The 23,506-nt window shown below is 72.4% G+C and carries 19 protein-coding genes and 2 tRNA genes; 10 read left to right on the top strand and 11 right to left on the bottom strand.

All coding sequences use genetic code 11. The features are described 5' to 3' along the window. Positions 1 to 43: 43 nt before the first annotated feature. From OG556_RS38195 to OG556_RS38185, 3 genes are all read right to left on the bottom strand, one after another. A complete protein-coding gene (locus OG556_RS38195; RefSeq protein WP_331745475.1) occupies positions 44 to 1,216 on the bottom strand; it encodes a glycosyltransferase family 1 protein in 1,173 nt (390 codons plus the stop codon). Between the two features lie 71 nt (positions 1,217 to 1,287). Beyond that, entirely contained in the window at positions 1,288 to 2,442 is a 1,155-nt protein-coding gene (locus tag OG556_RS38190) for an acyl-CoA desaturase (RefSeq protein ID WP_331744829.1), read from the bottom strand. 327 nt (positions 2,443 to 2,769) lie between these two features. Further along, complete coding sequence (locus OG556_RS38185) at positions 2,770 to 3,765, bottom strand: hypothetical protein (protein ID WP_331744827.1); 996 nt, start codon at positions 3,763 to 3,765, stop codon at positions 2,770 to 2,772. Between the two features lie 255 nt (positions 3,766 to 4,020). On the opposite strand from OG556_RS38185, the gene OG556_RS38180 reads away from it, so the two are divergent. Continuing rightward, positions 4,021 to 4,818 carry a DUF2785 domain-containing protein gene (locus OG556_RS38180; RefSeq protein ID WP_331744826.1) on the top strand — a complete coding sequence of 266 codons (798 nt, stop codon included), beginning with the start codon at positions 4,021 to 4,023 and terminating at the stop codon, positions 4,816 to 4,818. A 61-nt stretch (positions 4,819 to 4,879) separates the two neighbouring features. Here the strand turns inward: OG556_RS38180 and OG556_RS38175 are convergent, their stop codons facing one another. Both OG556_RS38175 and OG556_RS38170 read right to left on the bottom strand, forming a co-directional pair. Further along, the gene (locus tag OG556_RS38175) at positions 4,880 to 5,968 is read right to left on the bottom strand and encodes a hypothetical protein (RefSeq protein WP_331744823.1); all 1,089 of its coding nucleotides are present in this window, start codon (positions 5,966 to 5,968) and stop codon (positions 4,880 to 4,882) included. A 432-nt stretch (positions 5,969 to 6,400) separates the two neighbouring features. Continuing rightward, positions 6,401 to 7,429 carry a serine hydrolase domain-containing protein gene (locus OG556_RS38170; RefSeq protein ID WP_371523123.1) on the bottom strand — a complete coding sequence of 343 codons (1,029 nt, stop codon included), beginning with the start codon at positions 7,427 to 7,429 and terminating at the stop codon, positions 6,401 to 6,403. A 510-nt stretch (positions 7,430 to 7,939) separates the two neighbouring features. Between OG556_RS38170 and OG556_RS38165 the strand changes: the two genes are divergently transcribed. Then, the gene (locus OG556_RS38165; protein ID WP_331744820.1) at positions 7,940 to 8,863 is read left to right on the top strand and encodes a hypothetical protein; all 924 of its coding nucleotides are present in this window, start codon (positions 7,940 to 7,942) and stop codon (positions 8,861 to 8,863) included. 290 nt (positions 8,864 to 9,153) lie between these two features. Next, positions 9,154 to 9,813, top strand: coding sequence for a polysaccharide deacetylase family protein (locus OG556_RS38160; protein ID WP_363584418.1), 660 nt, complete (start codon positions 9,154 to 9,156; stop codon positions 9,811 to 9,813). A 118-nt stretch (positions 9,814 to 9,931) separates the two neighbouring features. Here the strand turns inward: OG556_RS38160 and OG556_RS38155 are convergent, their stop codons facing one another. Further along, complete coding sequence (locus OG556_RS38155; protein WP_331744814.1) at positions 9,932 to 10,744, bottom strand: hypothetical protein; 813 nt, start codon at positions 10,742 to 10,744, stop codon at positions 9,932 to 9,934. A 194-nt stretch (positions 10,745 to 10,938) separates the two neighbouring features. Here OG556_RS38155 and OG556_RS38150 point away from each other — a divergent pair. Continuing rightward, positions 10,939 to 11,009, top strand: a tRNA-Cys gene (locus OG556_RS38150). A 386-nt stretch (positions 11,010 to 11,395) separates the two neighbouring features. On the opposite strand, the gene OG556_RS38145 is transcribed toward OG556_RS38150, so the two are convergent. The 3 genes from OG556_RS38145 to OG556_RS38135 form a co-directional block, all read right to left on the bottom strand. Beyond that, entirely contained in the window at positions 11,396 to 12,082 is a 687-nt protein-coding gene (locus OG556_RS38145) for a triacylglycerol lipase (RefSeq protein ID WP_331744811.1), read from the bottom strand. Between the two features lie 338 nt (positions 12,083 to 12,420). Continuing rightward, positions 12,421 to 14,814 (bottom strand): hypothetical protein, encoded by a 2,394-nt coding sequence (locus OG556_RS38140; RefSeq protein ID WP_331744809.1) that lies wholly within the window; start codon positions 14,812 to 14,814, stop codon positions 12,421 to 12,423. 3 nt (positions 14,815 to 14,817) lie between these two features. Beyond that, positions 14,818 to 14,889: transfer RNA gene (locus tag OG556_RS38135), tRNA-Gln, on the bottom strand. A gap of 109 nt (positions 14,890 to 14,998) precedes the next feature. On the opposite strand from OG556_RS38135, the gene OG556_RS38130 reads away from it, so the two are divergent. The 3 genes from OG556_RS38130 to OG556_RS38120 are packed head-to-tail and all read left to right on the top strand — an operon-like array spanning position 14,999 to position 17,736. Next, the gene (locus OG556_RS38130; protein WP_331744806.1) at positions 14,999 to 15,376 is read left to right on the top strand and encodes a hypothetical protein; all 378 of its coding nucleotides are present in this window, start codon (positions 14,999 to 15,001) and stop codon (positions 15,374 to 15,376) included. A gap of 48 nt (positions 15,377 to 15,424) precedes the next feature. After that, positions 15,425 to 16,279 (top strand): glycerophosphodiester phosphodiesterase, encoded by an 855-nt coding sequence (locus OG556_RS38125; RefSeq protein ID WP_331744803.1) that lies wholly within the window; start codon positions 15,425 to 15,427, stop codon positions 16,277 to 16,279. Further along, positions 16,276 to 17,736 (top strand): MFS transporter, encoded by a 1,461-nt coding sequence (locus OG556_RS38120; RefSeq protein WP_331744800.1) that lies wholly within the window; start codon positions 16,276 to 16,278, stop codon positions 17,734 to 17,736. The genes OG556_RS38125 and OG556_RS38120 overlap by 4 nt, the downstream gene beginning before the upstream one ends. 56 nt (positions 17,737 to 17,792) lie before the next feature. Here OG556_RS38120 and OG556_RS38115 read toward each other — a convergent pair whose 3' ends face one another. Further along, positions 17,793 to 18,446, bottom strand: a complete 654-nt coding sequence (locus tag OG556_RS38115; protein WP_331744798.1) for a TetR/AcrR family transcriptional regulator — start codon at positions 18,444 to 18,446, stop codon at positions 17,793 to 17,795. An 82-nt stretch (positions 18,447 to 18,528) separates the two neighbouring features. Here OG556_RS38115 and OG556_RS38110 point away from each other — a divergent pair, with 82 nt between their 5' ends. Continuing rightward, positions 18,529 to 19,428, top strand: a complete 900-nt coding sequence (locus OG556_RS38110) for an alpha/beta fold hydrolase (RefSeq protein WP_331744796.1) — start codon at positions 18,529 to 18,531, stop codon at positions 19,426 to 19,428. 207 nt (positions 19,429 to 19,635) lie between these two features. On the opposite strand, the gene OG556_RS38105 is transcribed toward OG556_RS38110, so the two are convergent. Further along, a complete protein-coding gene (locus tag OG556_RS38105) occupies positions 19,636 to 21,579 on the bottom strand; it encodes an RICIN domain-containing protein (protein WP_331744793.1) in 1,944 nt (647 codons plus the stop codon). Positions 21,580 to 21,929: 350 nt separating this feature from the next. On the opposite strand from OG556_RS38105, the gene OG556_RS38100 reads away from it, so the two are divergent. Together OG556_RS38100 and OG556_RS38095 are read left to right on the top strand one after the other, a co-directional pair. Next, on the top strand, positions 21,930 to 22,358 hold the full coding sequence (locus OG556_RS38100) for a hypothetical protein (protein WP_331744791.1): 429 nt from the start codon (positions 21,930 to 21,932) through the stop codon (positions 22,356 to 22,358). A 74-nt stretch (positions 22,359 to 22,432) separates the two neighbouring features. Then, on the top strand, positions 22,433 to 23,377 hold the full coding sequence (locus tag OG556_RS38095; protein ID WP_331744789.1) for a hypothetical protein: 945 nt from the start codon (positions 22,433 to 22,435) through the stop codon (positions 23,375 to 23,377). The last annotated feature ends 129 nt before the right edge of the window (positions 23,378 to 23,506 follow it).

The following is a 23,506-nucleotide window of genomic DNA, read 5'->3' as shown; positions in this document are numbered from 1 at the left end:
GTTCCTTGGGTGTGGTGCCGCCGTTGACCGCCTGTCGGCCCGCTCAGCGGTGCAGGGGCTCGGCCGTCCCGGTGCGGGCGAGCCGGTAGTGCTCGACGAGGCGGTCGCCGACCGTCTCCCAGCTGCGCTGCGTCGCCGCGGCACGGCCCGCCTGCCCGAAGGCCGCCCGCAGTTCGTCGTCGCGGGCGAGACGTTCGACGGCCTCCCGGAACCCGTCCGCCGCGCCGGGTGGGACGAGGAACCCGGTGTGCCCCGGGTGGACGAGGTCGAGCGGTCCGCCGGCCGCCGGGGCGACGACGGGCAGCCCGCTCGCCATGGCCTCCTGGAGGGTCTGGCCGAAGGTCTCGAACGGCCCCGCGTGGACGAAGGCGTCGAACGAGGCGTAGAGCCGGGCGAGTTCGTGCCCGGACCGGAGGCCCAGGAAGACCGCGTCCGGGAGTACGGCCTCCAGCCGGGCCCGGCACGGGCCGTCGCCGACGACCACCAGCCGGACCCCGGGGATGCGGGACACCTCCGCCAGCCGGTCGACGTGCTTCTCCGGGGCCAGACGCCCGACGTACCCGACCAGGACGTCTCCGGGGCGGCCGAGGCGCCGGCGCAGGGTCTCGTCACGGTGGCGGGGGTGGAACCGTGCGCAGTCGACGCCGCGCGGCCACAGGTGGACCCGGGGGATGCCGTGCGCCAGCAGGGCGCGCAGCGAAGCCCGCGACGGTGCCAGCGTCCGCGCCGCCAGGGAGTGCACCCGTCGCAGCCGCCACCAGGCCAGCCGGGGTCCGGTCGCGCCCAGCGCCGGCAGGTAGGTCCTGGCGTAGGCGGCCAGATCGGTCTGGTAGACCGCCACGGACGGGACCCCCGCCCGGTCGGCCGCCGCGGCGCCGGCCGCCCCGAGTGCGAACGGGCTGGCCAGGTGGACCACGTGCGGGCGGTGCCGCTCGATGGCGTCGGCCACCCCGCGCCCCGGGAGCGCGACCCGCACCTCCGGGTAGCCGGGCAGGGGCACCGACGGGACGCGGACCACCTCGTAGCCGTACTCCGGGTCGCGGTGCGGGTCGCCCGCGTGCCGTCGCGCGGCTCGGGCGGCTGGTGCGGCTGGTGCCCGCACGGCGGGTGCCACCACCACCGGGGTGTGGCCCCGGGCGACGAGGTGTTCGGCGGTCCGGAGGACGCTGTGGGCGACACCGTTGAGCTGCGGGGCGAAGGACTCGGTGACGATCAGGACGCGGAGCCGTTCGCCGCCGGGGGCCGGGCCGTCCGCGGTGCGCGCCGCCGGCCCGGACAGGACTCCGCTCACCGCGCCGCCGCCCCCGCTTCGGGCGCGGCCTGCGGCTCCGGGGCGGAAGGCAGGGTCGGTGGGGCCGTCGGCCGGGTCGGCTCCGGAGCGGAAGGCCGGGCGGGCGGGGCCGGCTGCGCCGGGTCGACGGGGAGGGAGCGGCCGACGGCCCGCAGGTCCCGCAGGATCTCCCGCAAGCAGGCGAGCGGGCCCGCCTCGCTGTACGGCACGCCGATCTGCTCGCAGTAGTCGCGCACGATGCGCGAGGCGGGGCGCAGCGCCGCCACCGGCATGGCCGGGAAGAGGTGGTGCTCGATCTGGTAGCCGAGGCCGCCGAAGAGGAAGTGGACGAACCGGCCGGCCCGCAGGTTGCGCGACGGCAGCACCTGCCGGCGGAGGAAGTCGGCGCGCTCCGCGTCCGGGCCGATCATCGGCATGCCCTTGTGGTTGGGCGCGAAGATGCAGCCCAGGTACACGCCGAGGACCGCCCCGAACAGCACGGCGAAGGCCAGCGCCTGGAGCGGTGCGAGGACGACGGCCAGGAGGGCCACCGCCAGGGCGTAGTGCAGCGCGGCGAGCGTGCGCTCCAGGGCCGGGTACCGGACGGTGCCGCGGGTCAGGGTCACGCAGGTGGCGACGAGCAGCCCGAGCGCCTGAAGGGACAGCAGCGGGAAGAACAGTTCCGCCTGGTACCTGGCCGCGAGCCGCCTCAATCCCCTTGTCCGGTCGGCCTGTTCGGTGGTCCGGGCGAAGAGGAGGGAGTCCGCGGCCGGGTCGTGGCCCTCGCGGTTCGGGTGCGCGTGGTGCCGGTTGTGGTCGCTCACCCACCACCCGTAGCTCATGCCGACCACGAGGTTGCCCAGCACGATGCCCGCCAGGTCGGTCGCCCGCCGGCCGGCGAACACCGTGTGGTGGGCGACGTCGTGCCCCAGCAGCGCCAACTGGCCGAGCACGAAGGCGAACAGGGGCGCGAGGCACAGCTGCCACCAGCTCGCGCCGAGCGCGACGAACCCGGCCAGGAGCAGCGCCAGGCCGGTGAACAGCCCGGCGCTCCGGCCCGCGTAGTACAGGGGACGCCTGCGCAGCAGACCGGCGTCGGAGACGCGTCGGTGCAGCTCGGCGAAGTCGCCGCGCCGGGTGGTCCCGGTGGGCGGGGTGTCCTGGACGGTCATGCCACCATTCCGGTCTCGGGTCGCTCCGGTCGCTCCGGTCGCTCGTTCCCGCCGCGCCGCGAGGCCCCGGGCAGGGTGGCGTCAGCCTTCCGCATCCGGACCGCCGTTGTCGCGGCGCTTCGCCGTGTCGCGGCCGGACGTGGCCCGATCGGGTGGCGGCGAGCCCCGCCGGTCCGTCGTGCGTCCGATCACCGTTAGCCCGTTCGCCCGTTCGGTGCGGACACGGTCCGCTCCGGGTGGCCGTGGATGGTGAGGCGCCCGTGGGATGGGAAGCGGAGTGGGAAGTCGGCCTGGCCGACTTCCCACTCCGCGGGCTCCGGTAGGGCCTCAGTACTGGCGGGACTGCTTCCAGAAGACGTAGCCGCCCCAGGCCGTCGCGACCAGGTAGGCGCGGTAGGCGTCCATGATGAGCCGCGGGCCGTACGGCGAGGTGAAGCTGTTGGACTCGCGCACCCAGCTGCCGCGCGCGCCGGCGTCCGAGATGTCCTCCATGTGCAGCAGGCCCGTTCCCTGTTCCCGGATGGCGACCTGGCCCCAGCCGTTGGGCGTGATGCCGATGGCCGGCTGCGAGTCGGTGAGGACGCCGTCGAGGATCGAACGCCCGTACCACTGCTGGGACTGGTAGTTCGCGCGGATGACGTTCACCCGGTTGTCCGTGCCCCGGTAGGCCAGCAGGATGTGGTTGTTGTTGGGGCTGAAGGCCAGCGACGGCGAGGAGTCGCTGGTGGCGCCGAAGGTGCGGAGCGGGACGTCCCAGTAGTTGCCCGGGATGTTGAAGGTCATGCCCCAGATCTCGTTGCTGTTGGCACCGTGGTAGGCCATGTACACGTTGTTGTGGGGCAGGGCGACGGCGGCCACGGGGCGGCCGTCGTTCGTCCGGGCGTCGTTCCCGACCTGGCGCCAGTCGCCGATCTGCAGGTACCGCTGGCCGTTGTTCCCCACGTTCACCCGGAGGATGCTGAAGAAGATGAACCCGTTCGTGCCGGTGTGGAACAGCATGAACTGGGTCCCGCCCACGTAGACGACCTGCGGGCTGGCGTTGGTCTGGCCGGCGAGCGTCATCGGCCGCCCGTGGTCGAGCGACAGGTACATGTTGGCGTTGTCGGCTCCGCGCCACACCTGGATGAGGTCACTGTTGTCGGCGCGCGCCTCGCCCATGATGCCGCTCGCCGCGACGGGGACGTTGTCCTCGATCTCGTTGGCCCACCTGGTGCTCTCGCCGGGCGCCACGGCGTACGCCGAGGAGTTCGAGAACATCAGGACGGCGAGTGCGGTCGTGACGGTGACGGCGGCCAGGCGCCACTTGGTACGTATGGAGTTCATGGGGATTCCTCGGAGGATCGACCCGTGGGGACGGGGGAGTGGGGACGGGAGGCCGGGGCGATGGGCGTTCCGGCCGTCGAAACCACAGTGATCCACTCGGCGCATGCGCAGCATCAGTCATCTGACTGTCAACTGTTCAACAGTCATGAGTGGGAAGCACGGCCGCCGACGGCCCGCGGCCCTGCCGGTCACAGCGGCGGGCGGATCCGGATAATCGCTGGTCACGCCGTCCGTGGCGGGCTAGCCTCGCTGCTCGTGACTGACTGGTACAAGATCTACTCCGACGCATGTGCGGTGCCCCCGGGCGGCGATCTGGACGAGCTCACCGCAGAACTGGCGGAGTGCCTGCGGGATCCGGACCCGGAGGTGCGCGACGGCTACCCGTACGTCGTGCTGCGGACCTGGATCGAGCGCGACGTCATCGACGGCGACCGGCGGGTCCGCCTGGGCGATGACATGGCGGCCCGCTTCGCGGCCGGTTCGCCGATTCAGGCCCGCACGTTCGCGCCGCTGGTCCTGGACATGATCGTCAGCCGCGGGGACCTCCGGCAGGAATGGCTCGACGCGTTCGTCCGCTGGTACCCCGCGGAGAGCGATCTGCGCGGCCACGACGCGCAGTTGGGCTGGCTGCACGCGGTGGCGCACGGCGCCGACCTGCTCGGTGCCCTCGGCTGCCACCGCGAGGTCGAACCGGTCGAGATGCTGGACCTCGCGACCGCCCGGCTCCTCGCGCCCACCGACTACCTGTACGCCGAACGGGAGGACGACCGGCTCGCCCGTGCGATCGCGCTGACCCTCACCAACCCGAAGCTCACCGCGGACCGGTCCGTCGCCTGGCTCGACGACATCGGCGCCGACTTCCGGGCCGTGGCCCGGGGCACCACCCCGACATACGTGTCCAACGCGCTGCGCACCCTGCGGATGCTCTACCTCCTCACCGACCTCGGCGTCCCGCCGCAGCCGGGGCAGCCGCCTCGTCAGGTCCCGCATCGCGACGCGGTCAAGCGGCGGCTCGTCGAAGTACTGGCGGACGACGCGAAGTCCGTCGGCTGACAGCCCCGCGCCGCGAGCCGTCCGGGCCTCCACGCCGTCGCCCGCCGGTGCCCTCGTCCCGCTACCGGATCCTCTTCTCGACGATCGCGTGGTCGGGGAAGAGACCGCTGCGGGCTCCGTTCCAGTTGATGTCGATGCTGAACTCGTTGACGGTGGCGTTGATCGCGGGGGTGTCCGTCGACGGCGCCAGGGCGCCGGCGGGCTGGCGCCACCCGTCCCAGGTGTCACCGCCGGTGGAGGAGGTGTTGATCCAGACGTAGCCGTCGGCCCCGATGCAGGCGAGCATCTGCCGGCGCTGGTTGGCGTACTGGGGGTCGCCCGGGGCGACGGTGTAGTCCTGGTACCCCATCCGCGCGGCCGACACCCCGGAGATGCACACGGCCCCGCCCGGTACCTGGCTCGCGGTTCCGGTCGCCCCGGTGGCGGGGTTGCGCCAGATCTGCCAGACGTGGTTGTCGGTTCCGACCAGGTAGATGTGCTCCATCTCGCCGCCCGCCGCCTCGTTCCAGGTCATGATCGGGCTCGGTCGCCGGGTGCCCGTCGTGCCGCTTCCCTGCGGCCCCACGTGCCACTGGCTGTTGGGGAAGCTGATCGCGGTCTGCGAGCGGGTGCCGTCCGGGCGGGTGTGCACGCTGGTGATCCGGTAGAGGCCGTTGACGTCCGCCCAGTCGAAGAGCACCGTGCTGCCCAGGCTCTCCAGGGAGATGCCGCCCCAGGCGGCGGCGTCACCCTCGATGCGGTGCCACGGCTCCCACTGGTTCGCGGACGGGTTCTGTACGGCGGTCCAGTAGATCTGGTTGTCCACCCCTTGGTGGGCGACCATGACACGGTCCTGCCACTGCACGATGGCGGGGGAGTAGTAGCTCTGGGCCTGGAAGCCGCCCAGCGGCTGCCAGGCGCCGTTGTTGAACCGGAACCAGATGCCGTTGTCGAGGCCCCTGGTGACGTCGTAGGTGTTGCCGTTGACCGTCACCGTCTTCATGTAGGACAGGCTGCTGACGCCGACGCCCCGCCAGTCCAGTTCCACCGCCCCGGCAGGGGCCGGGGCGGCCAGGAGCAGGACGCCTCCGGCCATCGCGGCCGCGATCGTGTTCCCCACCCGGCGCAACGCCGTCGTCCGTCGCAGCGGGTGAGCAGTTGTCCGGTGCACTTCGGGCTTCCTTTCGCTGAGGATCCCTCGGCTCCCCCCGAGCGAACGTGCAGGGGCGGCAACCGGGATTCCGCGGACTCGGCCTTCTCGCCGTGCAAGAACCGTAGTTGCCGTGCGGCTCCGCAGTGTGCTCTGCGCGCACTCGTCGTTGACGGTCAACGCAGCAGTGGCCGAACCAGCCGCCGACGCGCCGCCGCACCCTGAGTTTCGGCGAAGCGGTTGAGGGCGATCGGGGCGGGCCGATCGGTGGGCGGCGGGCCGTCGGCGGACTGCTGGCAATGAAGTTGGGACTGCCGGACAATTCTTCTCCTGGGACCGATGAGTTCGGGCGGCGGCGCGTGCAGGGGGTTCTGAGAGTCGCCGCGACCACCGACGCCATCCTGGAACTGGGCGACGCCAACCACGGCCACTCTCACTACGGAGCCTCGGCCGTCACCTGCACAGGGCGGCGTCGAGGAGGGCCAGGACATCGGAGGGGCCCTGCTTGGTGGGCGCCGTGTCGGCGGTGACGGCAACCGTGACGGCGCGGCCGTCATCGGTGACGCCGGTGCGCGTCTGGTAACCGGGGATGTCACCGCCGTGCCCCCACATCAGGCCGCCGCAACTCAGCGGCGTACTGGTCACTCCCAGCCCGTACCGGGCACCGGGCCACATTCCGCCGGGGACCTCGACGGTGGTCCGCATCTGGGCGAGCTGTGTGGGCTTCAGGAGCTTGCCGCCGAAGAGGGCGGAGAAGAATCGGTTCAGATCGCTCGGGGTGGAGATCACCTGCCCGGCGGCCCAGGACCAGGAGGGGTCCATCTCGGTGACGTCCTCCAACGGCCCCCCGGGCTGCGCGTAGTAGCCCTGGGGGTGTGCTTCCCGGATGCCCTCGTCGCCCGCGCCGGGGAAGTAGGTGTGGCGCAGTCCGATGCGTTCGATGATCCGGTGGGTGATCTGCTCGGCCAGCGGACGGCCGGTGACCTTCTCGATGATCAGGCCGGCCAGGAGGTAGTTGGTGTTGCTGTACGCCCAGCTGGTCCCGGGGGCGAACAGCGCCTTGTGCGCCAGCGCCAGGTCGAGCAGGGTTCGGGGCTGGAGGTAGGTGTGGCGCTCCGTGCCGACGAGGTCGCCCACGAAGTCGACGTAGTCAGGCAGTCCGCTGGTGTGCTGCAGCAGCTGACGTACCGTGATGTGGCGGCCGTCGATGCCCTCGCCGCGCACCAGGTTCGGCAGGTACTGCTCGACCGGGGCGTCGAGGGCGACCTTGCCTTCGTCGACCAGTTGCAGGACGACCGTGGCGGTGAACGCCTTGGTGTTGCTCCCCGCCCGTACCTGCCCGTCGACCGGCACCTTCTTCCCGGTGCTCAAGTCTGCGACGCCGGCAGCGTAGTTGCGGGTGCGCCCGTCGCGGCCGAGGTCGGAGGCCAGGGCGGCGGGGTACTTGTCCTCGTGCACCAGGCGGTCCAGGCCTTGCCGCACGACCTCACCCGGAGCCGCGGGGCTGTGCCGCGGACGCGGGCAGAGCGCCTCCCACGGCCAGACCGGTGGCGACCGTCACCACCACCATCGCGATGCCTCGCCCCGGCCCGGACGACGAGGCGCGGGCACGTCGAAGCGGGCGAGAACGATCGGTCATGGGGGAACCCTCCTTGTGCACCCTGCCGGATGCATCGGCAATTCGTATGCCTTCAGCCTGGGTGTTCAAGATCCACCGATCCATCCGGGCAGCGGGCCCATGCGAGAGGGGGATAACCCCCGGTCGGGGCCGTCATGGAACCCTTTTCCGGGTCCAGCCGTGGAAGGCCTCGGTGGTCCTGGCCGCACTTCGTGCCGGCCGTCGGCGGGAGGATTTGAATATGATCCGGCCGCTGGCGTCAACACGCTTGGTGTGTCAGATAGTTGTGGTACGTTCCGTGACCTAACCACAAATAGGTGACCCCGGCAGCGCGCCAACGCTCCGGGGCCCGGCAACAGGAGAAGCACCTCCCGATGCGCGTCCATCGTAGCGCCCACGTGCGCGATTTCACCGTGCTGCCCAACACCATGCTCCAGTACCGGCGGCTGTCCTACACCGCTCGCGGTCTGCTCGCGGACCTCCTCTCCCGCCCGGACGGCTGGCGCGAGGACGGCCGGCACATGGCCGACACCAGCCCCCAGGGGCGCTGCGCCATTCGCAAGGCGCTGAAGGAGCTGGCCGAGGCGGGCTTCTACCGGGTCGAGAAGATCCGGATGCCCGACGGCACGATCATCACCGAGACCCACGTCCACGACACCCCGCAGCTGATGCCGCCGGGTGCCAACCGTCCGGCCCCCGGCGAAGGGACCACCGGCGGCGCTGACGCCCTGGTAAAGAACCCGGTGAAAGAACCCTCCCTCCCCTCCCGGCAGTCCGGAGAGCCTGGCGCTGCCCTGGGGGCGGAAAGGCGGGAGGGGGACTCCGAAAAGGACGCGCCGGACGAACGGCTCCGCGAGGCGGTCGCCACCCTGTTCCGGGTCATCCGCCCCGAACCGCGCCTGAGCCTGGGCGAGGCCGAGGCACGCGAACTCGCGCCCCTGGTCGCCCAGTGGCTGGAGCGCGGCAGCACACCCGCCGACCTCGCCCGGGCCCTGCTGCCGGGCCTGCCCGCCCCGGTGTACTCGGCGGTCGCGGTGCTCCGCTACCGCCTGGAGCGCAAGATGCCGCCCGTCCGGGCCGCCGCACGGCCCGTAGCGGCCGGCTACGCCGAGTGCGCCCAGTGCCACGACCCCGTCCCCCAACCCGGCATCTGTCGCGCGTGTGCGGGCCTCGTCAGCCGCCCTGCGGACGACAGCCGCACGACGGGAATCGCCTCCGCAGGCGCGGCGCGGGTCCGGGCCGCGCTCGATGCCGCCAGAGCCGCCGCACGGGCACCGGCCGCCGTCGCGGCCAGGTGAAACGTCGGCCGGTTCCGGACGGGGCGGAACCGGTATTCGGGCCGTGCGGGCCGGGCACTCGTCGGGCGACTTCTGGGCTGGCATCCGGGTGAAATGGGGCGGAGTCGCCTGGCGCGAATGGAAGCCGGGTACGACGCTGCCAGAATGCAATTTCCCTGAAGGCCACCTGCACAGGCGGTGCCGCCGGACAGCTGGAGCAGAACATGCGAATCATTCGACCACGCAACAGTCCGGAAGAAGCGGCCGGTGGAGGTGCGGGGCGTTTTCCGTGGACGCTGATGTACCACTCGGTGGCGTCAACGAGTGAGGATCCCTATCTGATTACCGTCGACCCTGCGCGCTTTCGCCGCCAGCTGCGCTGGCTGTCCGCCCGCGGGCTGCGCGGGGTGTCGGTCGGCGCCCTGATGCGCTCGCACCGGGGTGGTGGCGCGGCGGGCATGGTGGGGCTGAGTTTCGACGACGGATACCGCGACTTCGTGGAGGAGGCCATGCCCGCACTGGCGGAGTACGGCTTCACGGCGACGGTCTACGTGGTGGCCGACCGGCTGGGCGGATACAACGACTGGGACCGGCAGGGTCCGCGCAAGCCGCTGATGACGGCGTGCCAGGTCCACGAGGCCGCCGCCGCCGGGCTGGAGATCGGCTCGCACGGGCTGACGCACCGGCGGCTGGCGGGCCTGGGCGCGCGGGAGCTGGCAGCCCAGGTCGCCGACAGCCGCCGCGTGCTGGAGGACCTGACGGGGCAGGCGGTCGAAGGGTTCTGCTACCCGTACGGTTCGCTCGACGCCGCCGCGGTGGAAGCGGTGGCGCGAGCCGGCTACGGGTACGGGTGCGCGGTCAGCCCCGGGGTCCACAGCGGGGTGTACGCGCTTCCCCGCTGCTACGTCGGTGACCGGGACGGGCCGCTGCACCTGGCCGCGAAGCTGGTGCGCGACCGCTGGCGGCGCTGACGGCGCTGGCGGCGCTGGCGGCCGGCGAGGACCTGCCGGCGACGAAAACCTGCCGGGCACCGCGGAGGGCGGTGCCCGGCAGGGCGGTGGTCGGCGGGCGGCGGGCGGTGGCGGAAGGTCAGTGGGCGGTGGCGGCGGGTTCCAGATGCAGCCAGGACTCGTGCCACAGCAGGGCGCAGCGGCGGTCGCAGCCGGTGGCGAGCGGCTCGCCGCCGCAGCGCAGGCCGTTGAGGATGAACCAGCGGCCCTTGGTGGGGTGCTGCCACCAGGCGAGGGAGCGGTGGCGCAGTTCGGTGGCGCTGTGGCGGGTGTCGGCGTGGAGCTCCATGCCCGGCTGGAAGGGGACGCCGTCCAGCCGCCCGTCGGGGTCGAGGGTGGCGTGGATCTCCGGGAGGCTGCGCACGGTCGCCCAGAGGGCGGCGGGCCGAGCGGCGGGGACCGGCGCGGGGGCGGGCTCCAGCCATTCGTCGCGGAACAGCAGGGCGCAGTCCAGTCCGCAGCCCTGGGCCCCGTCCGCGCCGTGGCAGGTGGCGCCGGCCAGGGCGACGGTGCCGGACAGGCGCCGCACGCGGTAGTGGTCGTCGATCATGCGGCGCACGATGCGTTCGACCTGGTAGACGCCGCCGCAGAACGACCACTGACTGCGGGTGAACCACAGGCCGCGGTGGCGGTCCTTGGCGTCGAGGGTGGCGCGCACCGTGGCCTCGTCCTTCACCCGGACCCAGTCTCCCTCGGTGAAGCGGGAGGGCCGGCCGGGCGTCGGGACGGCGGCGCGGCGCTCACGCAGGCCTTCGCGGACGATCCGGGCGCGGCGCACGACACCGAGCGGGGGAAGGTCGCGCAGGGGGAGGCTCTTGTACTGGCACCGGTTCGCAGCGGTTCCGCAGCGCAGCTCCGTGGTACGGGTGGACCATGATTCCTCGACGGCCATCAGTGAAATCCCATCGGGTCGGAGATATCGGCACAGGCTAGCGCACCGCGACTTTTCCGCGCTGGCCCACCGGACCCTGTCGACACCATGTCGAGAGAAATAGCACTAAACGCATTAAGGGTCTTCTGGAGTGAAAGATCGGCGTCGCCGGGTAATCCCCGTTCATGTGCGTGTAATGTTTCCCTCGTTGCCGCGGTGGAGTGGCTGAGTGGCGAGGCGACGGCTTGCAGGGCCGTTTAGATGGGTTCGATTCCTATCTCCACCTTTTCTTTCCGGCGATTTCGCCCGTATTCCTGGTCCATGGATTGTCCGGGTTCGCGCTCTGATTTATCGGAGAGTCGCGGCCGACGGCCCGAGTCGGTGGCCCGCGCAGCGCGGCCCACACCCTCCCGTTGTGGACGCCATGGAGTCAGTGATCCGCCCGGCGGTTCCGGCCGACCTGAACGCCGTGGCCGAGATCTTCGCGCACTACGTCCGCCACACCGTGGTCACCTTCGAGGAGGCCCCGCCACCGGCGGCCGCCCACGGGTTTGACCGGCAGGCGACGCAGATGTGCTCGTCGCGCCGTTGTCGCGGCGGGGCCGGCCACCGCGCCGAGGATCTGTACACGGCGGGTGGCCGGTGGTGCCGGGGCGGTGGTGTGGCTGTGTGTCAGCTGGTCAGGATCGCGGTGACCTTGTCGAGGACGTCGGGGTTCGTCAGGAAGTCGTTGTGCTTGAGGCCGTCCGTCTCGATGTTGGTGGCGCCGTTCAGCTTGGTGCTGGTGGTCGGGGAGATCTGCTCGTCCTTGGGGGACCAGAAGGTCGTGTACCGGGTGGGACCCGGGGTCTCGGTGTCCTGGTTGAGGTGGCTGATGACCCACGAGTTGGGCGTCATGTCCTTGCACCCCTGGTCCCAGAGGGCGCAGAGGTAGCCGAGGGAGGTGCCGTGGTTGGGGCCGGCCAGGGAGATCCAGTTCGCGACCTTCTGGTTGCCGCCTCCGAACTTGATGTACCAGCGGCTCGGCAGGCTGCCCAGGCTGTGGGCGACGATGTTCACCTTGGCCGCGCCCGTCTGGCTCAGAACGTTGTCGACGTACTGGGTCAGTTCGCCGGCCAGGACCTCGTTGGTCGACCGGGAGGTGTCGTAGCCCCAGGCGAAGGCCGGGACGTCCTTCGAACGGAGGCCGGTCATCAGGGTGCCCCATACTCCGGGGTCCGCGTTGCGGCCGTGGATGAGGATGACGGGGATGTGTGCGGTGTCCGCGTGGGCCGGGACGGCGGCCCCCGGTCCGGTCAGCATGGCCGCGGTTATGGCGGCGGTCAGTGCGGTTGCGGCGGCGGTGGTGGGGCGACGCATGTGTGCTCCGAGGTTCGTCGGCGGATGGACGGCACGGATCGCGGGGGCGCCCGCAGGATGGCGGGTGCCCCCGTGTCGCGCCAAGCGCATCATCGGTGACGGGGTGCCGAATTGGCGGAGAGCGTTCGACCTTCACTCGATCGGGTGATTTGTGGGCGCGGGTCGCACTCGTTCGAGGGCCGTCCTCGGTCAGCAGCCACCCACCGGCGAAGACCACCCCACCGGACGGCCGACCTGCTGGAGCTCGTTCGGGTCGCCGCCCAACCAGCCGAACCCGCCGGCGCCGACGGCTTCCTGGTTTGGCGGCGGCGGGTTCGGCCTGGGCGGTGCGCGGGTGGTCAGGTCCTGGGGGCCGGGTGGAGCCAGTGCGGTCCTGTGGTCCAGCCCAGGAGGCGGCGCCCGGCGTCCGCGTCCGCGGCGCCGCCGCGGGCGGCCTGGCGCAGGCCGGCCAGGGCGGGGGCGAGACGGGCCGCGACGTGGGCGGGGTGGCGGGCGGCCTCCCCCCGCAGTCCGGCGATGACCCGGGCCTGCGCGGCGGGCTCGCACAGGGAGAGGTGGAACACCAGCTGGCGCCACGCGTACGCCGCGTCCTTGATGGTGGACAGCGGCCGCAGGTTGTCGTGGATCCGGGCCGTCGCGCGGCACACGGTGGTGAAGCTGCGCCAGGCCAGGTCGTCCCAGCCCGGCTCGGGGCTGATGCCGACCCGGATGACCAGGGTGGCCAGGTTGTGGGTGGTGAGGATCTGGGCCTGCTCGATGATCTTCCCGTTGGACGCGATCGACCATCCTCCGGACACCTCGGCGCGCTGCGCGCACAGCTCGGTGAACCCGGGGGAGGAGCGGGGGCGTCGGCCTCGCGCCGGGGCCTTGTTCGCCCTGCCTGCCTTGCCCGCCTTGCCCGCCTTGTCTGCCTTGCCCGCCTCGGCGGTCGCGAGGTCGTGGACGGCCGCGTAGTCGATGGCGTAGTAGCGCTCGTACAGCGTGCCACCGAGCAGGTCCGCGGCGGCCCGGGCCGCCGCAAGGTACTTCGGGGTGAAGGTGCCCGTGAAGATGTCCGCCGCCAGTTCCTCCACGAACGGCGCGTCGAGCTCGGCCTGCCGGGCGAGCACGCCGAGTTCGCGCACCAGCGCGTTCGGCAGGAGCGTGCCGGGGAACGCCTGCACGGCCAGTTCGCCGAGCCGGCGCAGCGCGGTACGCGCGGGTGCGCGGCCGTCCTCGCCGACGCGGTGTGCGGCCACGGCCCGTACCCAGGGCAGTTCGTCGACCCGCACCTGCCCGGTGAGGTCGCTCAGGAGCAGCGAGCGGCGGTTGCGGAACGCCCGGTAGTTCGCCGCCATCAGGGTGCGCAGTGCCTCGTCCGGGTAGGACTGGGCGCCGGCCACGGCGACGAGCTGCGGGACCAGTTCGGCCAGGACCTCGGCCGAGGGCACCATGCCGCGCTCCACGAGCGTGTCGATCGGGGCGCTGAGCGCGGCTTCCACCACCTGTCGGATCGCTGCGGGCACCGGGGTGCCTGCGGGGAGACGGGTGGTGTGGCCGGCGGGGGTCGCGTGTGCCTCGTGCGCCTCGTGCGCCGAGACGTCGGCGACCAGCGGGGACACGTCGGCCACGCCCGTCTCCTGGGGCAGCCCGGAGAGGCGGCGCAGCACCAGCTGGGCGAGGTCGTGGTGCGAGGGCTGGGCCGTCTGCACGGCCTGGCGGGTGCGCAGTTCGGTGTGCCGGTCGGAGCCCGGCCGGCCGCGTCGGCGCACCATGGATGCCACCGCGTGCCGCAGCAGTCCGAGGCGGCGCGCGTCCAGCGGCCGGCCGGCGGCGGTCTCCGCCCGGGCGCCGCGCAGGATGCCGAGGTTCTCCTTCGGGTCGCGGTGCTTGGTGCAGCGGGTGTGGGCCGCGGCGAGTTCCTCGTAGCGGCGGAGCAGCACCGCGCCGCGCTCCGTCCAGGCGCTGTCGGGCGTACGCTCCAGGACCCGGCCGGCCTCGGCGGTCTCCAGCCAGTGGGCCAGCAGTTGGTCGCCGAAGGGCTGCCAGACGGTGAGCGCCTCGCGCTGCGCTTCCACGGCGGCGTTCGGCCGCCGGCCCGTGAGGGTCGTGACGGCGTCGCCGACCGTGCGCCGGTGCACCGCCTCGGCGTCCGGCGCGGGCAGCGCGGACGGCCGGGGGGTGAAGCGCAGCCGGTCGGCGAACGGCTCCAGGACGTCGACGAGTTCCAGCGCGCCGGCCGCGTCCCCGGCCCGCGCGAGCCACGCCACCGTCAGCAGCGCCGCCTCCTCCGGCACGGCGGCCTCGTAGCCGCCGCTGTCGAGCAGGTCGTACAGCCGGGACAGGCCGGGCTCGGTGAGGCAGTACGCGAAGAGCGCCCCGCGCTCGGCCGCCACCCCGGCCAGGGCCGCAGCCTCGTGCTCGTACGGCTGGAGCGGGCCCTCGGCGCTCGCGGCGGACGTGGCGAAGCCGCCCCGTACGACCTCGGGCGTCACCCAGGCGGGCAGTCCGGCCACCGGGGTGCGCGAGCCGATGGCCAGCCGGCCGTCGGCGATCCCGGCGAGCACGGCGCGCCAGCGGGCAACCCGGGCCTCGGCGTTGCGCCAGTTCTCGGCGTGGGAGTCGGTGCCGGAGTTGTCGTCGGGGTGGGCCGTCGAGGTCAGGAATGCGCGGGCCAGGGCCAGTTGGCGCTGCGGGTAGTGCGCGGATATCCCGGCCCCGGTAGGGTGCTGCTGGTCAGCGTCGTCGTCCATAGGCCGACGTGGCAGGTGCCGCCCCTGCGCCCTCCGGGTCCAGAGCCCGGTGCTCTGCTGCTGAGCTACACGTCGATGGCGTGAGCCTATGCGTCAGGTCGGCGGCCGTGCAACGCACTTTCGCTGTCTCCGCCGGGCTCGCGGCGTAGCCTGGCCCTTCGGGTGTCCGATGGGGGGAGCCGTCGTGTCGATCGAGTTCGTTCGCCGCCTGGACGGTCTGGTGTACCACTTCCGCGCGGACGGCGTGTTCAACGGCAGGCCGTCGTACAGGCGGGTGGACCTGGACGTGTGGTGCCGGTGGCTGCCGGAGCGGGGCTGGTGCACCGTCGGCGCCGACGGGGTCGCCAACTCCGGGCCGCTGGCGGGGCGGACGGGCGACCAGGAGCTGATCCCTCCGCTCGGCCCTTGGCGCAGCTGGAAGGCTGGCAGGTCGTACCTCTACGATCTGCGCCGCGTCGACGATCCGGGCGGTAGCGGTACTGCTGGTGCTGATGGCACTGATGGGACTACTGGCGTTACCGGCGGTACCGGCGGTACCGGCGTTACCGGCGTTACTGCTTGACAGGGTGCGTAATACTGTAACGCGCATCCCAGCAGCTCGGAGCACCACATGCACCCCTTCCTCGACCACCCCGGGCCGCTCGCCTTCGCACACCGGGGCGGTGACCTCGGCCACCCCGAGAACTCGCTCGCCGCCTTCGCGGCCGCCGTCGCCCTGGGGTACCGCTACCTCGAAACGGACGTGCACGCCACCCGCGACGGCGCGCTGGTGGCCTTTCACGACACCCGCCTCGACCGGGTCACCGACCGCACCGGTGCGGTGGCCGACCTGCCCTGGGACACCGTCAGGCAGGCCCGGATCGGCGGCACCGAACCCGTGCCGCTGCTGGAGGACCTGCTCGACGCGTTCCCCGGGGCCCGCTTCAACGTCGACGTCAAGGCGGCGGCCGCCGTCGGGCCGCTGGTCGAGACGATCCGTCGGACCGGCGCCTGGGACCGGGTCTGCGTCGGCGGCTTCTCCGACAGCCGCCTCGCCGCCGTCCGCGCCGCCGCGGGCCCCCGGCTGGCCACCTCGCTCGGCCCGCGCGAGGTGGCCCGGCTGCGGCTGCGTTCGCTGGCCGGGCCGCTGCTGCGGGGGCGTGGGGCGCGCTCCTGGGCGCAGTTCGGGTCGCGGTTCGGGTCGCGGTTCGCCGGGGCGCCGTTCGCCGGGGTGTGCGCGCAGGTGCCCGAGCGGCACCGGGGCGTCCGGGTCGTCGACCGGGCCTTCGTGCGCGCCGCCCACCGCCTCGGCCTCCAGGTTCACGTCTGGACTGTGGACGATCCCACACGGATCAGGGCTCTCCTCGGCCTCGGTGTGGATGGCATCATGGCCGATCGCATAGACGTCCTGCGGGACGTCCTCGGCGAGCGCGGCTGCTGGAGCGACGGCAGCACCGGCTCCAGCACGGTGATGGGATCCCCATGACGAGCACCACGGACAACCTGCCGGACCGTCTCCCGGACGATCTGCCGGACGGCCCGCCGGAGCGCGAGGCGGCCGCCGCCGATGACAGCGCCCTGCGCCGGATACGGTTCGGCTGGTACATCAACGACTGGGCCAACGCAGCCTTCTCGGCCACCGTCCTGACGGTGTTCCTCGGGCCGTACCTGACGACCGTCGCCAAGAACGCCGCCGACGCGGCCGGCGACGTGCACCCGCTCGGACTGTCGGTGCGCGCCGGGTCGTTCTTCCCGTACACGGTCTCCTTCTCCGTGCTGCTCTCGGTCGCGGCGATGCTGCTGACCGGCACGGTCGCGGACCGCACCGGGCGGCACAAGGAGCTGATGTGCGGCTTCGCCTACGTCGGCGCGGTCGCCACGATGGGGATGTTCCTCCTCGACGGCGACCGCTACCTCCTCGGCGGCGCACTGCTGGTGGTCGCCAACATCGCGTACGCGGTGTCGGTCGCCCTCTCCTACGCCTACCTTCCCGGCCTGGCCACCCCCGACGAGCGCGACGCGGTCTCCTCCAAGGGCTGGGCCTACGGCTACGCGGGCGGCGGACTGCTGCTGATCGCCAACCTGGCGCTGTTCCAGGGCCACGACGCGCTCGGCCTGTCCTCCGGCACCGCCGTGCGGATCTGCCTGGCCTCGGCCGGCCTGTGGTGGGCGCTGTTCACGCTCGTCCCGATGCTGCGGCTGCCCTCCCGGGCGGGCGCGGCCCCCGACCGCACCCCGGTCGTGTCCGGCCGTACCCCGGCTGCGCCGGCCCGGCCCGCCGCCACGCCGGACCGGCCCGCCGCCGGCAGCCTGCGCGAACTCGCCCGCACCCTGCGCGGGATGCGTCAGTACCCGCTCACGCTGCTCTACCTGGGCGCCTTCCTCTGCTACAACGACGGCATCCAGACCGTCGTCTCCCAGGCCTCGCTCTACGGCAGCGAGGAACTCGGCATGGACCAGACCTCGTTGGTCGCGGCCGTGCTCCTGGTCCAGATCGTGGCGATCGGCGGCGCGCTGCTCCTCGGCCGGATCGCCCGCCGCTACGGCGCCAAGCGGACCGTCCTCGGATCCCTGGTCGGCTGGGTGGCCACCCTCGCCCTCGGGTACTTCATTCCCGCTCACCAGCCCGTCTGGTTCTTCGTCCTGGCCTGCATGATCGGCCTGGTGCTCGGCGGCAGCCAGGCGCTCTCCCGCTCGCTGTTCTCCCACCTCATCCCAGCCGGCCGGGAGGCCGAGTACTTCAGCGTCTACAAGGTCAGCGACCGCGGCACCAGTTGGATGGGCCCGCTGCTCTTCGGCCTCGCCTACCAGATCACCGGCAGCTACCGCTCGGCGATCATCTCCCTGCTGGTGTTCTTCCTCATCGGCTTCGTCCTCCTGCTGAAGGTCCCCGTCCGCCGCGCCATCGAGGCCGTCGGCAATCCCGTTCCCGAACGGCTCTGACGCCCCCGGCCCGGCCGCGCCTACGGCTGGCGGCTGCTTCTGCCGCCGTCGAGGGCTTACGAACCGGGGAAGAGCCGGCCGAGGTGGTAGCGCAGGACCGCCACCGCGTCGTCCGCCGTCCGCTGGCCGAGGAGGACGCTCAGGCCCAGGCCGGCGGAGACCGCCAGGAGGACGACGGCCTCCTGGCGGGCGTCCATGCGCGGATCGGTGTCCCCGGCCTGCCGGGCGGCGGTCAGCTGGCCGACCAGGAAGTCCTCCATCTCGTTGGGCGCCGCGAGGAACGACTGCCCGGCGAGCGCGGGGTCGGTGATGGAGAGCACCGCGTACTCGGTGTAGACGAGGTGGAAGGTCCGGCTCTCCTCGTCCGTCGGCACGGACTCCAGCAGCACCGCCTCGACGATGTCGCGCGGTGACGCCGAGGGCCCGGCCGCCCCGGCGCGGTCGCGGACCCGTTCCTCGACCCGTCCCTGGATCCGTCCCTGGACCCGCTCTTGGATCCGCTCGCCCATCCGTGCGGCCAGGCGGGTGAGCGCCGCGAGCAGCAACTGCTCCTTGGTGTCGAAGTAGTACTGCACGAGCCGCACCGAGACACCCGCCTCGATCGCGACGGACCGCATGGTGACGGCGTGCAGCCCGGTGTCCGCCGCCGTGCGCAGCAGGGCGTCGATGATGTGGGCCCGTCGCTCCTCGTGATCCACCAGCTTCGGCATCGGGTTCCCTCCAGACGTTTTTATGGTACAAACATACCATCAAGTGCTGCTGTTTCGTGCATTCCGAGCACCGGGAGGGACCATGACCAGGACCAGCGTCGGACACTTCGTCAGCGAGAAAGCCCGAACGAAGTTCCTTGAGGCCTACGACCGCGCGATGGAGCTGTGGCCGGCCCCCCGCCGGGAACTCGATGTCGAAACCAGCTACGGCACCGTCCACGTCCACCACTACGGACCCGAAACCGGCGAACCGATCGTGCTGCTGCACGGCCACGCCGGACACCCGTCCAACTGGTACCCGCAGATCGCCGCCCTGGGCGAACACCACCCGGTCTACGCGATCGACACGCTCGACGACCCCGGCCGCAGCGTCCAACGCGCCGTCGCGGCCGGCTCCGAGGAGAACGCGGCCTGGCTCGGCGAGGTCTTCGCCGGCCTCGGACTCGACCGCATCCACCTGGTCGGCCTCTCCTACGGCGGCTGGCTGACCCTCAACCAGGCCATCCACGCACCCGAACGCCTCGCCTCGATCGCGCCGATGGACCCCGGCGGCATCGAGAAGGTCCCCGCCCGGTTCTACGCCCACATGATCGGCGGCCTGTTCGGCATGCTCGCCCCGCGGCCGCTGCGCCCCGCGCTCGGGCGCCTGCTCGCCAACCCCGCACTCAGCTCGCCGCCCGAGATGATCGCCCCCCTGATGCTCGGCATGCGCAGCTACAAGCCGAACACCCGCCCCGCCGCCAGGCCGTTCACCGACGAGGAACTGAGTTCCATCCGCCTGCCCACCCTCGTCCTGCTGGGCAGGCGCAGCGCTCTGCTCCGCCCGCGTCACGTCCTCCAGCGGGTCACCGCGCTGATCCCGGGAGTCCGGGCCGAGATCGTGCAACGAGCCGGTCACGGCCTCAACCTGGAACGCCCCGAGCTGGTCAACGAACACCTGCTGCAGTTCATCACCTCCTCCCGGCAGCAGACCCGGAGCTGACGGGCGGCCTCCATCGCCGGGTTGGCGGCTGACGCCGAATCCGCAGAAGCCGCAGAATCCGCAGAAGGGCTGCCCTCGGAGGGGCGGCCCTTCTGCTTGCCGCACGGGCCTGAACAGGGTGCTCGCCGACCTGCCACCGTGGCCAGGGGGAGACGGGTCGCCCGGGCGGTCTGCCACCCGGCCGTGCGGGCCGGGGGGACCGCTCCGCTACCGGCGTGGGCCGTAGCTCCAGTAGTGGTCCGGGTAGTTTCCGCAGGGGTACTGCATCAGTGGGGCGCGCGGGGCGGTGCTGCCGTAGGAGACGGCGAGACACTGGTGGCTGTTGCCGTTGACGAAGCGGATGCCTTTCGGCCACTTCTCGATTCTCCAGGACTGCCCGGGGTCGTTCTTGCACGCGGACTGGATCACCCGGGCGTCGGCCTCGGTGCTGGAGTCCTGGACCGTGAGGCACAGGGCACTGTTGTAGCTGACGAGCCGGTAGTAGGTGTTGCCTTCGGCGTCCGTGAAGGTCTTCTGGCTCTCCCAGAAGTGGTCGGGGTAGTCCCCGCAGGGGAACTGCTGGGCTTCCTGGCCTTCCTCCCGGGTGCCGCCGGATGTGGCCACGCACTGCAGGCTGTTGCCGTTCTTGATGGAGACGGACCCCGTCGGCGGGACCATCGGGGTTCCGCCGAGCCGGTCGGGCGTCCAGGGTTCCGCCGTCGGCGGCGATATGGAGCTGGGCGACGGCGAGGACTTCATGGGCGCGCGGTTCCCGTCCGAAGGGGAGGGGACGACGGATTCCGGTGGGGTGCTGGACCCTGCGGTGGGGGTCGGCGTACCGGCCGGTGCCGGTACCAGCGGCGCGCTCCCCGGTCCGGCGGTCCGAGGATCGGCCGGTGAGGCGGGCGGCGGGACGGTCGGTGGGACGGCCGGTGAGGCGGTCGGTGAGATGGACGGCGAGGCGGTCGGCGGCGTGCTGGGTGCCGACGGCGAGGGGCTGTCCCCCGCCGGCGCCGAGGGGCCTGCGCCCGCGCCGGCCGCCCGGGTGAGCGCGTCGACGGGGGCGGGCGCCGTGCCGAGCCGTATGCCCACCAGCACCCCGGCCAACACCAGCGCCCCGGCCAGGAGCACCGCGGTCGCCCCCATGGCCGCACCGGTCCGGGCCGTGCGATGCCGCCGCGCATCGGCGGGCCCTCCCCGCAGCGGCCCTCCTCGCAGCGGCCCCACGAGCGGCGGCCCGATGACCGTGGGGCTGATGACCGCGGGGCCGTTGGGCGGGGGGCCGAGCGCGAGCGGGCTGGTCGGCGGGTTGTCCGGGGCCCGGACCAGTTCGCCGCGGACAATCCCGGACCCGGCCGCGGTGGGCCGGACCATCCGGCTCACCTCCCGGCACTGGTCGGCCAGTGCTTCCCGCACCTCCACGAGGTCGGCCTCCAAGCGCCGCAGCACCGGCAGGTGCGCCTGGACCCCGCCGTCCACCACCAGCTCCGCACCCGGCTGCTGACCACCGTCTTCCTGGGCCCGTGCCCGCTCCTGGTCGACCAGGAGCCCGACGGTGTCCTCCTCCCAGCCCGCCGTCCGCTGCACCTGGCACGTGTCCTCCCTGATGCGCCGCACCTCGGCCAGGCAACGCGTCGCCTCCCGCAGCCGGGACCGCCGCGACTGCGCCGCGTACCCGCCGTCCGAGACCCGTCCACCGGGACCCGCCCCGTCCTCGGTGCCGGCGCTCAGCTCGCCCCGCAGTTCGGCCACGATCGCCACCAGCACGCGGATCAGGTCCTCGGCCTGGGCCACGCCCGCCTCGGCCTGGCGCTGCGCCTGCCGGGCCCGTTCCAGGGCCTGCCGCGCGGCCGACCGCCCTTCCGCGTGCGAGGGGGCTGTCCCGGCCGCCGCCCGGCCGGCCTGCTCGTGCAGGGCGCGGGCGCGGACGAGCAACACCGTTCGGGCCTGCGGGTCCACCGCGCAGTCGTGGACCAGCCGTTCGAGCAGGTGCCACGGAATGTCTTTCTCCGCGGAGCGGTACTCGCTCCAACTGGTCTTGCTGGCCGGGTACCGCTGAGCGAGCTCGCGGACCGTGGCCCCGCCCGTCACCTCCCGTACGAACCGGGCCAGGGCGTTCGCCTGTTCCGTCTCTCCCTTGAGCTGTCCCTGCGGTCGTCCAGCACTACCCACCGTGCCTCCTGTCCTGTCCGACCCTTTGTCCGGTCCTGTCCGGCGGCCGAAGCGGGATTGTCCGCCGCTCACCTGGGCCGTGTCGGTTTTTTGTTGATGGACAATCAAATTAGCCCGCACGGTGGAGTCTCCATCGGATCTTCGGACACTTCAAGGTCCCGTGACGCGGCCCCCCACGGCGGCGTTCCGGACCGGGAACCCGAAGACGGAGCCGGGGGCCGACGGCACCACCGCCACGAACGGGGGACGTGGCGGCACCGATGGACCGGCCCCCCGTACCCGTCGCACCGAAACGCACCCGAACCGGGATCCGCCCCGCCTCGGGGCGTTCGGACTCCAGGAGGAAGACCATGAAGACTCGACGCATCCTCACCACCCTGCTGCTCGCGGGGACGGTGGCCACCGCGACGCTGGCCGTGTCGCCCGCCGCGCAGGCCGCGCCGAACAACCCGAACTGCCTCGGCGCCAGGGCCTTCTGCCTCTGGTACAACGCCAACCAGAGCGGCTCGGTGGCCGGTTGGGACCTGAGTACCGGGTTCAAGGGCTTCGACAACCTCGCGAACGCCGGCGCGTTCCTGACGCCCGGCCCCGGACAGGGCACCGCGGTGAAGAACAACGCGGCCTCCGCCACCTACCAGTACCCGGGCCACTGCGTCGGCAACGTCCAGGTGTTCTACAACGAGAACTGGTCCGGGCCCTCGGACCTCATCGTGGCCTGCGGCAACGGCAACCTGGTGAGGACGAAGAACGAGGACGCCTCGTTCCTCGTCAACGGCTGACCGCAGCAGCACCCCGCCGGGCCGTCCGACTGGTCGGACGGCCCGGCGGCGCAGAGATTCGAGGCCACGTCACCATGAACGCACCACGGCTCGCCGCCCCGCTCGCGGCCCCGCTCGTAGCTGTCGTCACCTGCTGCCTGTTGCTCGCCTCCTGCTCCACTTCCACGAGCGGAGGGGGCGCCACCGGCACGCCGCCCTCCTCCGCCGCCGTCACGTCGGAGGCCGTACCCGGGGTCACACCTGAGGTCACACCTGAGGTCACACCTGAGGTCACACCTGATTTCACGCCCGGGGCCGCCACCGACGGCCCCGCCGTCATCTCCCTGCCGCTGGACCCGTACTTCCTCCCGCCCGCCGACGAGGCCCGGTTGCACACCGCCCTGGACCGATTGGTCGCCGACTGCCTGCGAAGCGCCGGCCTCCAACCGCCCGCCCCGGCCGGCGTCCAGGCACCCCTGCTGGGCCGGTACGAACGGCGCTACGGTCTGACCAGCGCCACCGGCGCCCGCACCGTCGGCTACCACCTGCCCGACCACCCGGCCCCGACGCAGGCACCGCTCTCCCCGGCACAGATGAAGGCGCTCACCGGCCCGCAGGGCTGCCAGGAGTCCGCCGCGCGGCGGATCACCGGCACTACCGGCTACCCGGGAGACGCCTACGTGGTCCGGTCGGCCAACCAGGAGTCCTTCGAGCAGTCGGCGAAGACGCCGGAGGTCGTGGCCGTCGTCACCGCGTGGTCCCGGTGCATGAAACGGGCGGGGTACGACTACGCGACGCCGCTCCAGACCGGCACCTGGCCGTCCGAACGAGCCACCGGCGAGGAACGGACGACCGCCCTCGCGGACGTCGTCTGCAAACAGGAGACCGGGCTCGTCCGGATCTGGAACGAGGCTGAGACCGCCGTCCAGCGCACCCTGATCCAGCAGAACGCCACCGCGTTCGACGGCGTTCTGGCCGAACGGCGGCGCATGCTCAGCGAAGCGGACGCCGTCCTCGGCCGCCCCGAACCCGGACCGTAGCGTCGTCGTTGCCGTTGCCGCTGCCGTCTTCGACCGCACTCGGCCGAAACGCGGTGTCACATTTCCGCCAGCGCAGGTGTCTCGCCCACGAGAGAGTCGGCGACGGTTCGTGTTCCTGATCGCGGACCT

This window comes from Kitasatospora sp. NBC_01300, from assembly GCF_041435235.1.
Classification (GTDB): domain Bacteria; phylum Actinomycetota; class Actinomycetes; order Streptomycetales; family Streptomycetaceae; genus Kitasatospora.
The sequence above is the reverse complement of the archived record's forward strand: the minus strand, read 5'-3'. Positions and strand labels throughout refer to the sequence as shown.